At 57.7% G+C, this 15325-nt stretch carries 13 protein-coding genes; 4 read left to right on the top strand and 9 right to left on the bottom strand.

Annotated elements, in window-relative coordinates:
* Positions 1 to 378 precede the first annotated feature (378 nt).
* A complete protein-coding gene (locus AC1Q5S_RS11160; RefSeq protein WP_492238879.1) occupies positions 379 to 2670 on the top strand; it encodes a hypothetical protein in 2292 nt (763 codons plus the stop codon).
* Positions 2671 to 2713: 43 nt separating this feature from the next.
* On the opposite strand, the gene AC1Q5S_RS11155 is transcribed toward AC1Q5S_RS11160, so the two are convergent.
* Together AC1Q5S_RS11155 and AC1Q5S_RS11150 are read right to left on the bottom strand one after the other, a co-directional pair.
* The gene (locus AC1Q5S_RS11155; protein WP_492238878.1) at positions 2714 to 3430 is read right to left on the bottom strand and encodes an FkbM family methyltransferase; all 717 of its coding nucleotides are present in this window, start codon (positions 3428 to 3430) and stop codon (positions 2714 to 2716) included.
* 73 nt (positions 3431 to 3503) lie between these two features.
* Positions 3504 to 4580 carry a glycosyltransferase family 4 protein gene (locus AC1Q5S_RS11150; protein ID WP_492238877.1) on the bottom strand — a complete coding sequence of 359 codons (1077 nt, stop codon included), beginning with the start codon at positions 4578 to 4580 and terminating at the stop codon, positions 3504 to 3506.
* 294 nt (positions 4581 to 4874) lie between these two features.
* Here AC1Q5S_RS11150 and AC1Q5S_RS11145 point away from each other — a divergent pair, with 294 nt between their 5' ends.
* A complete protein-coding gene (locus tag AC1Q5S_RS11145; RefSeq protein ID WP_492238876.1) occupies positions 4875 to 5159 on the top strand; it encodes a hypothetical protein in 285 nt (94 codons plus the stop codon).
* Between the two features lie 127 nt (positions 5160 to 5286).
* Here AC1Q5S_RS11145 and AC1Q5S_RS11140 read toward each other — a convergent pair whose 3' ends face one another.
* A complete protein-coding gene (locus AC1Q5S_RS11140; protein ID WP_492238875.1) occupies positions 5287 to 6072 on the bottom strand; it encodes a hypothetical protein in 786 nt (261 codons plus the stop codon).
* 594 nt (positions 6073 to 6666) lie between these two features.
* Between AC1Q5S_RS11140 and AC1Q5S_RS11135 the strand changes: the two genes are divergently transcribed.
* Positions 6667 to 8118, top strand: a complete 1452-nt coding sequence (locus AC1Q5S_RS11135) for an oligosaccharide flippase family protein (protein ID WP_492238874.1) — start codon at positions 6667 to 6669, stop codon at positions 8116 to 8118.
* Positions 8119 to 8238: 120 nt separating this feature from the next.
* Complete coding sequence (locus AC1Q5S_RS11130) at positions 8239 to 9186, top strand: glycosyltransferase family A protein (protein WP_492238873.1); 948 nt, start codon at positions 8239 to 8241, stop codon at positions 9184 to 9186.
* Here AC1Q5S_RS11130 and AC1Q5S_RS11125 read toward each other — a convergent pair whose 3' ends face one another.
* From AC1Q5S_RS11125 to AC1Q5S_RS11100, 6 genes are read right to left on the bottom strand one after another with little or no spacing between them, the layout of a single operon-like run.
* Complete coding sequence (locus AC1Q5S_RS11125) at positions 9187 to 10224, bottom strand: GNAT family N-acetyltransferase (RefSeq protein WP_492238872.1); 1038 nt, start codon at positions 10222 to 10224, stop codon at positions 9187 to 9189. It abuts the gene before it with no gap.
* Positions 10221 to 11249 (bottom strand): polysaccharide deacetylase family protein, encoded by a 1029-nt coding sequence (locus tag AC1Q5S_RS11120; RefSeq protein ID WP_492238871.1) that lies wholly within the window; start codon positions 11247 to 11249, stop codon positions 10221 to 10223. The genes AC1Q5S_RS11125 and AC1Q5S_RS11120 overlap by 4 nt, the downstream gene beginning before the upstream one ends.
* Positions 11246 to 12208, bottom strand: coding sequence for a polysaccharide deacetylase family protein (locus tag AC1Q5S_RS11115; protein ID WP_492238870.1), 963 nt, complete (start codon positions 12206 to 12208; stop codon positions 11246 to 11248). The genes AC1Q5S_RS11120 and AC1Q5S_RS11115 overlap by 4 nt, the downstream gene beginning before the upstream one ends.
* On the bottom strand, positions 12205 to 13536 hold the full coding sequence (locus AC1Q5S_RS11110; RefSeq protein WP_492238869.1) for a putative O-glycosylation ligase, exosortase A system-associated: 1332 nt from the start codon (positions 13534 to 13536) through the stop codon (positions 12205 to 12207). The genes AC1Q5S_RS11115 and AC1Q5S_RS11110 overlap by 4 nt, the downstream gene beginning before the upstream one ends.
* 30 nt (positions 13537 to 13566) lie before the next feature.
* Entirely contained in the window at positions 13567 to 13698 is a 132-nt protein-coding gene (locus AC1Q5S_RS11105; protein WP_492238868.1) for a hypothetical protein, read from the bottom strand.
* Between the two features lie 22 nt (positions 13699 to 13720).
* Complete coding sequence (locus AC1Q5S_RS11100) at positions 13721 to 15325, bottom strand: ArnT family glycosyltransferase (RefSeq protein WP_492238867.1); 1605 nt, start codon at positions 15323 to 15325, stop codon at positions 13721 to 13723.

Raw genomic sequence — 15325 nt, 5'->3', positions numbered from 1 at the left:
TGCGCAAAACTGCCCCCATTGGCACCATCTATCATGGTTCTTCGCTATTGATTTTGCTTAATTTTTAAGCACATCAAAAGCCCATCTGCAAGCGCTCCGAGCCGGCCAGCCAACGAAGCCACGGTACCGCCTCACGGTGCTGCCGGCTGTGACATACGGTTTCTTCTTTAGATACGCCCTCCCGGACAATTCCTGGTCTGCCGAAGACCCGCACGGTCTGCGTCCGTGGTCAAGACCACCACACCAACGCTTGTCGCGCAGCTCTTTCACCCCCGATGCGCTCAAGGTAGGCCGGGTTTCATGGCCCTACCCTGCGGCGGCGCAAGCCACCTGCCAGCACATACCAGCAACCCCTTCCCATCGGATGCCCCGAAATACATGAGCACTTCAGTTTTCCAGAAAGACACAATTAGAAATAATTGTCGCAACGGGCTTACAGGCCTGCTTCTATTGGCCACCTTATCGGCCTGCGGTGGCGGCGGCGACAGCGCCACACTGGGCATCGAGTCCGCGCAAGCGTCCGAGTCCAACATGGAACTGGCGCGTCAAGGCCAGCGCCAGCGGCCATCGGCGACGGCATCAACCCAGTCCACAACGACCTCGGACACCGTGACCACCACGGAGACCGTTACAACCGATGGCACCGTATCGACCACGACAGTTTCCACCCTGCCACCAGCGCCCACGCCCATCGCCAATGTTCCATTCAGCTGTGCAGCAGGTGCCATCACCTGCGTGGAAGTGGCCTCCACCAGCTCCCAGGCGCAGGCCAGCCTGCCAGTCACCTTTGGTCAACCCTTCAAAGCGGGCGACTGGCAGCACACGACGCAAGGACTGGTCGCCCAAGTGGGCGGTGCGACCATTCCCTTGCAGGCCGACGAGATCTCGTCCCACCGCGATGGGTCTGCCAGATTCGCCGTGCTCAGCGCCCAGTTGAGCAATGTGCAGCCGGGTGAAGCACGCATCATCAACATCTTTCCGGGCGCCAAGTCCAGCAGCACCCCCAGCGTGCCCGCTTCCCCCGACTGGAACCTGGAGCTCGAAGCACAGGTGTATGACGCCAGTGGCAACGTGACCGCCACGCTGGTGGCACAACCCCAAGCCCAACTGGCAACGCAAATCACCAACAACACCGGCCGCCGCCTGGCCGGCGCCGTGGCAACCGAGTACACCGTTGCCCTGCCGTTCAAGAACAAGGCAACGGGCACGCCACACCCGCACCTGAGCGCCCGGCTGCACACCCGCCTGCTGGACGGCGGCCAGCGCATCCGCACCGACGTGGTGATGGAAAACACCCGCACCTGGACGGCAAGCCCCGGCAACATCACGTATTCGTTTGCCGTCAAGCGCAACGGCAGCACCATCTACACCCAACCCAAGTTCACCCACTACCACCACGCGCGGTGGCACAAGGTGCTGTGGACCGGCGCGTCGGCCGAACCGCTGGCGCGGGTGCGGCACAACATGCCTTACTTCTTGGCGAGCAAGGCAATCTGGAACTACAACCTGAATCTCACCATTCCAGAGACCGTTCTTTCTTCCCTCTATTCGCAGTACACCCAAGCAAAAGCCAATCAAGCCAGCCTTGGCCCGATGGCCAACTTACTGATGACGGCCTATTTTCCGACCACGGGCGGTCGTCCGGAAATCGGGCCGGTGCCTCAATGGACGGCCATGTATCTCATCTCTCAAGATGAGCGAATGAAAGAGGTGATGCTTGCCCACGCCGATGTTGCAGGTGCCGTACCCGTTCACTACCGCGACGAATCTTCTAGCCAGCCGCTGGACCTGGATCGATACCCCAATGTTTCCACGATGCGGGGCACCTCGCAGCCTGCACTTCCAACGCTTGTTAATGCAGCCACCATCTGGGAACCCGACACTGGACACCAAGGCTCCTATGCTTATGTGCCTTACCTAATTACAGGGGATGCATTTTTTCAAGAAGAACTGATGTTCTGGTCGGCTTGGAACCTGACGGCGATGAGTCCTGGCTACCGAAGCTTTGGACAGGGTTTGCTTTGGGAAGACCAAGTGCGCGCTCAGGCGTGGATGATGCGTGCATTGGGTGATGCCTCGAGAATTCTTCCTGACAACCACGCAATGAAGACCTACTTCAAAAGCAGACTCTCCAATAACCTAGAGTGGTTCTATCAAAACTGGATTGCATCGCCTGCAACCGATGTCTCGCCAATGGGATCCCCTGTTAATCCCTACGCAACAGCTCAAGCCGGCCCATGGCAAAACGATTTCTGGGCAATTGTGATGGCGCAACATGCAGAAGCAGACGAACCACGAGCTAAAGATCTGGTGAATTTTGTCAGCAAGCTTGGAGTTGGTCGGTTTATGAATGAGTCTCAGGGATTCTGCTTGTCAAAGGCAGCCGCCTATTACTTGGAACTAAAGAATTCTGGCGGCAACTGGATCACGGGATGGAACGAACTTGCTCAGATCAACTTCCCAGGCGTCACTTGCTCTGATACAGCCACCTATGATGGCTACCCTGCGTGGGCCGGGGGTTACGCAGCGAACGCAAGAGCCATGTTGGGGGCAGTTTCAAGCCTTGGTGTTCAAAATGCATCGACCGCCTATGCACTCTGGAAATCGAAGACACCTTTGATGGATGCGGATTTTGCAAACAACCCGACTTGGGCGATCGTTCCCAGGTAAATAAAAACCCCGCATGCGCGGGGTTTTTTTCGCCTCAAAAAGCTTAGCGGGAAAAATTCCTATTCAAGCAAAGGCAATCGAACTCACGAACTCGTCCAGCATCGTCCCGCGAGACGGGAAACATGCCCAGTACATCAAAGCCAACATCGTCCAACAATGCCAATGATTCATGATAAGACGGCATGTTCTGATAGATAGGAAGAAATGAAACCTCGGTTTGCAGCAAAGGCACAATCTTAAGTCGATCAAGCCCACCATTGATCACCGTGCGATCATGCCCCTGGGTATCGATCTTAACGAACGCCTTACTCCAATCGATCGGAATATCAAGAGCATCAAGGGACGATAGCGAAATCACCTCGCGCCCGATCAACGACATGCGCTCGCTGCTCTCCGCTGGACTAAGAAGCGAATTCAACTCGCTGCCTGCCATGAGATTGATCTCGGCTTGCCCCACCTTATCGCTCAGTCCCATTTTGTGAGTTGACCACTGGCTATCTTCTGATGCTAGCCTCACCAGCTTTTCGTATGGTGCAGAACAGGGCTCAAACGAATGAATTTTTCCGGAATAGCCAATTGACCTGAGCAGTTCGCCATATCCTCCAATATTGGCACCAATATCCAGAACTGTCGAAACGTTGTAGCGTTTGAGCGCAGTTTTCAAATATCTATCATAAATGTAGTCTTGGCTGTAGGCAAGAGACATGACGTCGTACCCAAAGAACCGAAACGCATTGCGAATTGAATTTTTGAATTCCATCAAAAGCTCCTTGCAAAATAGAAATTAAAAGATATAAATTAGCAAAAATATCAACTCTCACTTTGCACCAGAGTCATGGCTTGGAATGTGAGGATGAAGAGGCACACGTTGACCGCAATGCAGCAGCAAAGCGCATGGCATATGGTTCGGCCGAATACAACTCAACAGCTCTGGCGCGAGCCAAACTGCCCATGGTTCGCATCCGCTCTGGGGCGGCCTTGAGCGCCAACACCGCTTGTCGCAGTTTCACGGCATCACCAACCGGAACCACCTCAGCAGTTCGCCCCGGATCCAGATAATCGCGTATGGGCGGGTTATCGCTAATCACCAAGGGCTTTCCCATCGCCATTGACTCCAGAATGCTGCCCACGCCGCTGACGTTAAGGGTTTCAGAAAGTGGAATGACCACTAGGCTGGCCTTGGCATAAAGCTCACGGAGCTCTGGAAAGCTCATTCTCGACGAGATCTGCTTGAGCCTCATGCGTGCATTGCTCGGCACCTCCAGCTTGGCCCTTGTTTTGACAATCACCTCTACATCGAGTGGCGCAAGGGCCCCGATCAGGGTAGGCCAATCACGACCATGGTCATCACCAATCGCCAGAATAGGGCCATCTATATTAAAGTTCTGCGGCTGGTAAAACTCGGTATCAATCTCTTGCCAAACTGGAGTCGCCCGCTCGCCGATGCCCCAGCGCTTACCCAAATAATTAATCTGATTCTCCGAGAGCACCAACAAACTATCCACCCTTGGAAACGCAATGTTCTGGAGCCATTTTCTCGGCCTCCATACTTCATCGGGAATTACATCCCAAATTGCAAGTTTTGGCTTGTAGTGCATGAGTTGGCGCAACAAGGTCATCACAGCGACCGAACTCTCAAAAACAGAAAGCACCAAATCAACATCTCGGCGGAGCAGCAAAATCTTCAGGGCACGAAATGGATCAATTCCTCTATACACCATATGGCGTCTAAGCAGTGGCAACTTGCTAGACAAGAACGGATCGATGATCTCGACATCAATGCCGTACCGCTCCGCCAAAAGTCGATACAAAGCAACTGGATCAGGACGACTACCATGAACGTGCGACCGGATTCCCGGAAGCCAATCCTCGGAAGCTATCAAAACCACCTTTAACCGGCGACTATCCATCAATACACCTCACGCAATTTTCAAAAATCACGACACCCGTTTTGCAATAGCAGGAAATTGTCGCACCACTGTTCGCCAGACTGCAATGCCAGCACTTAACGCAATCAAATCTCCCATGCACAATCGGAACTGACTCATTTGCCGATACAATTACGAAGTTCAAATTCGTTAAAAATTCCAAAAAGATTGCGGCCCAGCACACATTGATAGCAAAGACTCTTGTTTAAGATGTGTGCCGAAGGCATTAATTCCGCCATTCGCTCGCCGGTGACATGCGCATAAACACCCAACCCGTTGACAACCATCATTATTAAAGCCGCGAAAGAAACCAACAATACCCCCCAGTTTTGGCGTAACTTCCCGGATGGCGCAAGAGACTATCAACACAACAGCGGGCGAAAATTGAAGCACAAAAAGAAACACACTCCCTTTGCTATGGAATCCATAGTGCAGAAGAATAAAATACAAAAATACCAAGACACCTACCAATCCATAGGGATCTCGCCTCATAATGGAAAAAACAATCCCAACAAACAAGATCAACACCCACAACACAGCAGCCAAGTAGCCCACCAATGAGTAATTTGGTGATTGAAAATCGTAAATAAAAGATTCGGAGGAAATTTCAATTAATTCGTAGACCGGGGGCTCACCACTGCAAACAAGAAAAGTGAGCAGATACCGAGATAAGTCGCTCTTGATATTGTCAACCAGAACCCAGTAAGTTCTCCGAGCCCCATTCAAAAGATCGATCTGCAGCGGAAACAACCAGATTAAATAGCGCAAAAATATCAGAACCCCAAGGAAGACAAAAAGAAAAATCGTTTCCCTTAGATTTTCCGCACCAAGCATCTTGCGTCCCTGCAATCCAATTCGAACAAGCCATATTACAAGATACAAACCAGTATTGGTTACCGTGACCATTGTCGCGATTGCCGCGATTGCCGCCAGCATGACGAATCTCCAGGACGCCCCCCTCTGGCTCCTTGATATACTGATTAACAATGGCAAGCTGAAGCGGAAGACTGAGCGTAAACTTATCTAGCGTCAGGTTCGCAAAAATAAAAGCCCCGCTCAATGTCGTTACCAAAAACAAGATGACTTTTGGACCGATATCCGACTGTAGGCGACAACATATTTTCCAAACCAAGTACAAATTAGCGACACCAATCGTCACCAAAAATACCGCCATCGCCAAATCGGGACCAAAGAGGCTTACGAGGGGCCGCAGGATCAGCCTAGGGCAATATCCACTCGAATGGCGAAACAAAAATTCTGCATGGTAATCAAGTTCGGTGACAAACAACTCCCACGGCGGCAACCATCTCTTAATTTGTATTTCCTGATCCAAATCAAAGAAGGTATCATAACTACGCTCCAATGGAGTCATTGCATAGGAATGATAGAAGGCCAGCAGCGCCAGAAACACGCATCCGAATATTAAAAACCGACTACTCAGACGGTGTCTTACACCTAACAGAAAGCGCTGCAAAGTGTGATTAATTGTATGCACAGACACCTCTTGAGACCATTTGGTTATTTCACCCTTTGATTCGATATCAATCAGATAACCAAGAAATCCAACGGCGACAAATTATGGGGGCCCTCCGGAGATTGCGTCGGGAATGGGCGTGGACCGGGGAGGGAGAGGGAGTGCAAACCCTTCAAACGCCCAAGATGGTTCGCTACCACAGCCCGAGACACCACATTTGAGAGCCCTTCATGAAGAGGTCTTATGTTGTTGGTTTTTCATCATTCACATCTCCCAGATCTGCGCCCCCCAAGGCTGCGGCGATTTCGGCTTCAGCATTGCGCCTGCGACCAAGAAAACCTTCGAGGCTACGAAAATGAGAAATGCGTCCCTACGTCGCCCCGGTTGTCACCACTTTACTCAGTAAGCAAACATGTTGTGCAAAATTTAGTAGAAGAACAGAGAATTGTTCGTGATAAGACGCATACACGAGGCTTAGACTTGAAGCACTATCGGCTTTCGCGCAGCAGTACGAGGTGGATACCGCCGAGTCAACTTGCTTGAGACCTACCCGCCTCGCGCACGCCAGTCGGCACCTCAAAATAAAGCCTTCACGTGTCCTCAGTCCGCCAAAAAGTCGCCCTTCAGTTCGTCGTCAGCAACCTGGCCCTGGTCGCCAACTTTGTGCTGACCATCGTACTGGCCCGCCTGTTGAGCCCGCAAGACATTGGTATCTTTTCCATGAGCGCGGTGCTTATGGCCGTGGCGCATGTGTTCCGTGATTTTGGGGTCACAGCCTTCATCAAGCGAGAAAAAGATCTCACCCCTGAACATCTGCGCAATGCGCTCGGGGTGTTGCTGGTTACCTCTTGGAGCGTAGCCTGCGCCATGTTCTTGAGCGCACCGTATTGGGCAGAGTTCTTCCGTGAGACGCGGGTGGCCCATGTGGTACAGGTGCTAGCACTCGGGTTCGTGTTTATTCCGTTCGGATCTATTCCGCTTGCCATCATCACGCGAGAGATGGCAGTAGAAAAGTGGTCTCGCATCACAGCGGTCGCAACGTTGATCTTCTTCGTCTCGTCAGTGCTTCTTGCGCTGGCAGGCTTCGGCCCCATGACCATGGCCTGGGCCAACCTGATCAACATCATCGTCACCGGCGCCATGGCGCGTTGGGCCTTGGGTCGGCCGCTGCCCTGGCTGCCGGCCTTTGGCCAGAGCAAAGGCATCGTGCACTTCGGCCTGGGCAACTTGCTCACTGCTCTGCTCAAGGCTGCCGACAATGCCTTGCCCGATATCTTGCTTGGCCGCAAGATGACGCCGGCCGATGTGGGCTTGTTCAGCCGGGCCAACTCCACCGTGAACATGGTGAGCACAGCCCTGCTGCCCACCGTGAACTACTTCGCCCTGCCCTACCTGGCCAAGGTTCATCACGCCAATGGACCGGTGGCTGGGGAGTACCTGCGGGCCACCTCTCTCATCAATGCCCTGATGTTGCCGGCCTTGGTAGCCATCGCGGTGCTGGCACGCGACATCGTGAGCTTCCTGTACGGCAACGCCTGGTTAGACGCCGTGCCTGCCATCCCCTGGTTGTGCCTGGCCTACGCGGTAAGCAGCCTGTTCACACTGAGCGCACCCGCCCTCATGGGGGTAGGCAAGCCCTATGCCGCCATCGGCCCCACCGCCTTGCTGGTGGTGGCCAAGGTCACGTGTGCGCTGTGGCTGATGGATGGCACGCTCAACACCTTTGCGCTGGCCATAGCGATGGGCCAACTGGTGAGCATCCCCTACCAGCTGTGGATTCATCAGCGCGACCTGCAACTGCCATGGGCCGATTGGGCCAAGAGCACCTTGCCGCTGCTGCTGCAAGCGGCACTGGTCGGTACGGTCTGCTTCGGCATTCGCGAAGCGTTGCCCGTGGACACGCCGGCATGGGCCGCCATAGCCATCGTCGGCATGGGTGCCTCGGTGTCTTTCCTGGCCGGCTGCTTTCTGTTGTCTCTTCCCATGGCAGACGAGTTGAAACGGCTGCAGCAAGCTCTGCTGCACCGAACGCGCGGCAACACATGAGCACACAACCGGCTCGAAACACGCTGCAGCCCAAATCGCCAAGCAGCGACTTTCGGCTGGTGATCGGTCACACAAACCTGGATGTCGCCTGACAAGATGGTGCCCCACCTCTTTACTGCCATGAAACACCCCCGCGTCTCCGTCATCATCCCTGTGCGCAATGGCAAGGACTACATCCAGGAAGCACTGGACAGCGTGCTGCAGCAGTCGTTCACCGCCCTGGAGTTGCTGCTCATTGACGACGGCTCCACAGACGACGACTACGACCGCTACGCCCCTCCAGACCAACGCGTCCGAGTGATCCACCTCACGGGAACCGGCGTCTCGCGGGCACGCAACGTGGGCATGGCACAGTCACGAGGAGAGTTCATTGCCTTTCTGGATGCCGATGACGTGTGGTTCCCCGGCAAGCTGGAGGCACAGGTGCGCTACTTTGATGCGCACCCTGACGTGGGCGTGGTGTTCGGTAAATTCATTCGCTGGCCCGCATTGCCTGGTGGCGGGTTTGCTCCGGCTAGCTCGCTGATCCAGGACGTATCCCAGCTGAGCAAGACCGAAGAAGAACGCTCGGGCTGGCTGTACACCCGGCTGCTGAATGGCTTACTGGTGGGCATGAACACTGCCGTGGCGCGGCGCCCGGTATATGAGGCCATTGGTGGGTTCAACGAATCCATGCGGCAAGGCGAGGATTACGATTTCTGGTTGCGGGCTTCGCGAGTTGCCGAGATGCATTCGCTTGATGGAGCAGTGGCGCTCTACCGCATCCACTCGGCCAGCGCCATGCATCGGCTCTCCTCAGACAACCATCTGGCCAACTTACTGAAGGCAGCGTCGATGCGCTGGGGCTTGGTCACCCAGGGTGGCCTTGGGCTTTCACACAAGGCATTTGATGAACGCCTGGGCAGCGTTTATTTTGATCACGCCTATTCGCACTATTGGCATGGCGACCGAACGGTTGCCAGGGCTGCTTTCTGGCAGGCCTTGAAAAAGGGACACCGCCCACTCCGTTGCCTCGCCTACATCACCTTGTCGTTTTGGCCAGGGTACACCAAAGAACCAAGCGCCTGATCAGCTTGCCAAACACCAGTGCAAACGCTGGCTTGCATCCAGCACTCGACCACGCAGTCCCGTTGCCACAAGGCCCTTGAAGAAGTGATGCTCTTCATTCGCGAAGTCCCGCTTAGCGGCACTGTCGCCCTCTCCCCTGTCGATACAGGCAATGCCTTCTTCCCGTGCCCCCAGCAGAACATAGCGGTACAGGATTCGCCCGGGTGAATAGGCCGAATAGCGGTTGTCGTACACGGGAAACCAGTAGTGCAAGAGCGGCCCGCACTGCAGCCCGAAATGCCCGGCCACCCATTGGTCCCCGCAATGCAACACGCTGAGCAGGGGATGGCAATTGGGGGATTCGGCTTTTAGAAGTTGCGCCAGCAGGCGCGCATTCACCGGGTCAAGCAGCGCACCACCGTCATGGCCAGTGCGCCTGTACTGAGAGTTCTTCAAGGCCACCAGGCAGCCGAGGTCTTGTTCAGGCGTGCTGGATTGCATCTCAAACCGGATAGGGCCGTGCTCGGCCACCAGCTTGCGCTCACGTCGCTCGGTGTCGCTCACCAGCTTTTTGTCTTGGGTACGCAACCATTCCCAATGAGCTTCGCCACCATCGGGGTGGATGCGCGTGCGAAGCCCTTTTCTGGTGCTGTCGCCAGTTAGTCCATGTATCGCCTGGCTCTCGTCCAGGTGGGTGAAATACAGACAGGGCACACGGGCTTGTCGCAGAAGCTGGCCCCAATCAAGCGTAACGTCTGGACGCGCCAGCAAGCCGAAGTAATCGGTCATGTGGCGGCCCACGGGTTCGCGCATGCCCAGTCGCCCAAGCCAGCCAGCAACTCGTTGCAAGGGCATCACGCCCACCAGCTCATCGGCCTGCCAACACAGCAGCACGTCCACTGACCCGAGCGTTTCATGCACTGCCTCGGCATACGTGGGCGACAGGAAGGCCCAGCGCGAGGTGGTGCTTTGGATGAGCAACTGAGCCCAGCCAGAGCGCTCGGCAGGTGTGAGTGCCTCGAAGGGCTTACGCTGAATGCGAAGGTGGTGGCGGCTCATGCGTGAACAAGCCCCTGCACCGGTCGGAAGAACAAGAACATGGCCAGGCGAGCAAAGTCGATTCGCCCGTTGCGGGTCGTCCACGCGTTTTCCGGCAAGTGGATACGGGGCACGTCGAAGCGCAGGCGCGGCAGTTTGGCTACATTCGCCAGGCAGGGGTTGCTGTCGAACACCACCTCGAACCCGGCGTCCTTCAACAACTCACGAGAAGCGTCGTTCTTCACGCCGTGCGGATAAGACAGCGAGAGGTCTTTCAACCCCAGGGCGCGCAGGTGGCTTCTGCAATCAAACACCTCGACCCGGGGGTCGCGGGCGTAGGCGATGGGTGAATGCGAATGGCCATGGCCTCCCAGGTCAAAGCCGTTGTCGGTCCATTGGCGCAGATCGTCAGCGCTCACCATTTGCCGATCGGTAATTTCTTGCAGCACGCGGGGGTCTGCCTGCTGGATCACCTGGCAGCGCTGTGCCTCTGGCATGCCCGCCAGCTTGGCGGCCACCTGCTGGCTGTAGCCGGGTTGGGTGGATGCATCCGCCGGCATGCCCAGCGCTTGCAGCAGCTTGCGTGCGGTTTGCGGGTTGGCCAGCACGGCCACTGCCGCGTCTTGCCACCAGCGGGGCTGCTCCAGGGCCATCACCTCGGTGGCCAGGAACAGGAGCGCCGGCAGCCCGCGCTTCTTCAACTCGGGCATGGCGAACTCAATGGTGTCACGCCAGCCGTCGTCAAAGGTGATCAGCAACGGACACTCGGGCAGCTTTCCCTGGCCGTCGATGGCGGCCTTGACCTGGGCGAAGTTGACAACCTGGTAATGGCGAGCCACGAAATCCAGCGTCCGCCCGAAGCCCTCCACGCTGAATGCAAACTCCCGCTCGGATTGCGCCAGCGCGTCCGAACCGGCCGGCAGCACCCGGTGAAACATCAGCACCGTGAGCGTATGCTTGTTGCGGCGCCTGTGCCATTCGCCCAGCACGCCAGAGCGATACAGCACGGTGCGAACCGCGTCTTTGATGGTGCTGGCAACACTCATGCGGCCACCTCCGGCACCTGCATCGGCTCTGTCATCAGGTTGCGCACCAGTTGGAAGGTCACATGCCAATCGCGCTCTGCCCAAGGAGTGAAACGGGGAATCTGGTAGGGCGAGGTGCTGGCGTCGGCCACGCCCCAGTGGGTGGTGACGGCATAGCGGTAACCGGCGCGCTTCACCGCGTCCACATGCAGGCGCGAAAAGTCTGCATAGGGCCGGCCATTGGGATAGGCGAAACCATTCACCGGCCCGCGCACGATGGCCTGAAGGCGCTCGCGGGTGCCGCCAATTTCGCGCTCAACCTCTGCAGGGTTGCAATAGTCAAGGATGGGATGCAGCGCGGTGTGTGCGCCAATGCCAAAACCCTGGCTGTGCAGGTCGCGCAGTTGCACCTCGGTCATCACAGGCACCGCAGTGGCCTGTACGCCAGCGGTAGCCTCCAGTTGCTGCAGGATCTGTTCGCGGCGATAGAGCGTAAGGTACTTCAGCTCTTGTTCCAGCCGTTGCACCTGGCGGCGCCGGTCGTCGGTGCTGGCCACCGGCTGCGCCGGCAAGAAGGGAATGCCCAGGTCAAGTGCCGGTCCGGGCAGGCGGCGCACCGCCGCCAGGATGCGCTCGTGCCACAGCGGTACGCCATCAAACTGGCCCGAGGTGATGAAGAAGGTGGCGTGCAGCTTGCGCCGGCGCAAGGCCAGGGCAACGCCCGCCAGCCAGTCGGGGTAGCCGTCGTCAAAGGTGATACAGGCGGCTCGCCGTGGCAGGGTGCCGGACTGCAGGCGCCCAATGGCCTCTTCCAGCGGCAGCACATTCAGTTTGGAAAAGGTCTGGTCCAGCAGCTGCTCAAACCGCGCCATGTTCACATCGGCCGGCACCAGCGGGTCGCATTGCTGAGGCACCTTGTGAAACAGAAACACCGATAGCTTGTCTTTGGACAAGGATTGCAGGACAAGTCGGGAGATCACGATTTCTCCCTTGAGCCAAGAGCTGTTGACTCGCGCGCAACCGCCGCCAGTGCACGTGCCACGTGCACGCGCAGCAGTTCCATGAGCATCACGACCATGTAAATGACCTCCAGGTAGCCCAGGCTGACAGATGCTCCGCCCACCATGTAGGCCAGCACCGCCAGCATGAGCATATCGGCCATGTCTCGTGCCCATTGGTAGGGTGCGCCAAGCTGGATCGTCATCCGTTTGATGGCCTGCCGGCTCCAGAGCGCACGCAACAAAATGAACAGAAAGAGCCCCAAACCCACCAGACCGATGTCACCCATTACCTCAAAGTAGATGCTGTGGGCCGCCTTGGCGGAAAACTCCGGAACGGGCAGGTTCAGAAAACCGAGCAAGCCCGGGGACATTTTGAATCGGTCCCAGATCGCCTGGACCTGGACGGCATGAAACCCGCCACCAAAAACCGGGTTCTCCAAGGCAATGGCAGAGCTGATCTTCCAGGCGATCACGCGGCCCATGAACGAGCTGTCTTCGTCAGCCTCTTTGATGGAGGACAGGCGGCTGGTGATGTCTTCGGGTGCAAATGCCAGGAAAGCCAGCACAGCGCCCACCACCAGCACCAGCGCCATGCCCTTGCGCCGGGAAGTGAGGATGAGCCACAACCCTACGACCGAGACCGCAATGAAGCCGGCGCGCGACCCGCCGCCCAGAATGGCGAGCACCACCACGCAGAATGCGCCCAGATAACCCAGACGGATGAGACGATTGACGGTGTAGCTCTGCAGGTAAAAAAGAACTGGCAACACCAGCGCGAGCCCGGTGGACAGATGGTTGCGGTCTGCCAGCATGGTCCCTGCGGGACCCAGCATGTTGTGCCCACCGCCCGACGCCACCGTTTTCAGGCCATTGAGCACGCCGTGAACCCCCAGGCCCAAGGCAATGACGATGAGGATGGCGTGGAAATGCACGCGTTCACGCACGAAGAATGGCATGACCAGGCAGAACAGCAAGCCCTTGATGAAGAACTCAAAGTACTGGTCGTTGTAGGGGTTGCCAGCGTAGGCCAGCAAAAAAGCCAGAGTGGCATGGGCCGCCAGCCACAAGTAGAGCCACGTCACCTTGTTGAACTGGTAGTCGCGCCAGGGCACCCGCCCAAGCGCCAGCAACACCAGGGTCAGCACCGCACACACAAAATTGACCCGGTTGCCCACCATCCAGCCGTAAAAGTAAGTGGTGGGCGCGAGCAAGCCCGTCCACCCCCAAAGCAGGTAGGCATTGAACGGACGCGCCAGCGCCAGCGGCAGCGCGGCCAGCAACATCAGGGCAAAAGCCAGATCACGCATGTGTCGTCACCATGGAGGGCATTGGGTAGCTCAGCGCTGCCCGTCGTGCTGGTCAAATCGCAAAAAACCCAGGTCGGTTTCGGCCTTGTCCTCGCCCTTGAACAGGCGCCAGCACAGATACAGCATGACGCCCATGTCTATCAACAGAATAAGTGCTTCCACGAACAGCCTCCCAATATTGCGCTCAGTCGGCCGGTATGCGCCGGTTGATGATTTTCAGTTCGATGTCGGTGCCCTGCCGGCGGGGCATCACCGCCCCCTTGTTCCGGTAGATCACCAACTCTGTCTCGTGCGCCTTGTGGTTGGCCGGGGTGGGTATGCGCGCCACCTCTTCAAACTGTTCGCTGGACATCACGCGCTCAAAGCGCTGCATGGCTTCCAGATCGGCCCAGAAGCCGGGCTGCATCACCACGTAGTGCACACCGTGGGCGTTGACGGCCTCGGCAATCTCGGCTTCGGTCAGGCCTTTTTGTTCCACCCCCAGCTCCCGCCGCACGGCCACGCCCAGCAGCAGCTTGTCGGCCCGCATGACATGCAGGTCGCGCCGGCTCTCCAGTGCGCGCATGTTGAATACAAACGAGCCGTCGCGATAGCCCGAAAACATGACCGTGCTGTCTCGCGGAGCAAGCCGGGCCACCTCGGCGGCTGCCTGGGCATAGCCCTGCACATAGAAAACGGGGCGCGTCCCCACGGTCAGGCCGGCGGTGGCCAATACCAGCAAGGCCAATGCGGCCACCGCCCCATGGCCCACACGGGGTGGCACCAGCGTGTGCAGCAGGAGCACGGCAAAAAAGGCCACCGAGGGCAGCAGGAAAACACTGTGGCGGGCTTCCTTCAGGTCGATGGACGAGAAGAACAGGTACCCTACCCCGAAACCCAGCCACCAGAATCCCAGGCCGGGCATGCGCCGCCATGCGGCCATGACGGCGCCGGCCAGGCCCAGTGCCGTCAGCGGCCACCCTGCCTGCGATGGGATCTGCTGCAGGTACCACACCCAGCCTTGCCAGCTGGTACGCGAGGCCACGGCATCGGCCACACCGGTGACCGACTGCAGATTTGCCTGGCCAAACTGGAGGGTGAGCACGGCCAGGGGCAGCAAGCCCACCAATGCCAGGGTGGCCACCCACCAGTGATGACGGTTGCGCAGCATGGCCCAACCGTCGCGCTGCACGATGAGCGCAGCGTAGACCACGCCCATGTAGGCCACGCTGATCTTGGTGTACATGCCCAGCACCAGCAGGGCAGCCCCAAGGTACAGCCACCTGGGCGGCGCGCCGCGCAGGTAGGCCACCACGGCCACGGCGCTCCACACCAGAAAGGCAAAGGCGGGCACCTCCAGCATCACCTGCCGGCCCCAAAAGGCCACCTCGGGCAGCCAGAGCACAAGCGCAGCGAACGCCAGCGATGGTGTCGCAGGCAGCCAGAACCGTGCCAGGCGCCAGCAGCCCAGGCCGAGCGCCAGATAGTGCAGTGCCACCACCAGCAGTGCCGTTTCGTGCGACACCCCGAGCACTGCATAGAACGGCGCGCTGATGGCATAGAACAGCGGGGGGTAGAAAAGAATGGTGAGCGCCGGATACTGGGCGTAATAGCGATAGGCATAGCCCGCCGGGTCGTCGAAGGGCATGGCTTTGGCAAGGTCCATGACGAACACGCCGTTGAGGGCGTGGCGCGGCGAATCGCTCCAATAAAAGTCGCCGCCGTGAGGTGCCTGCGCAAACAGGAGCGCGACGCACACCAGCACCAGCGCCCACGCCAGCAAGCGTTCTTGGGCGTTGATGGATGGCAT

This window comes from Acidovorax sp. GW835-FHT14B10 (assembly GCF_058793725.1).
The sequence above is the reverse complement of the archived record's forward strand: the minus strand, read 5'-3'. Positions and strand labels throughout refer to the sequence as shown.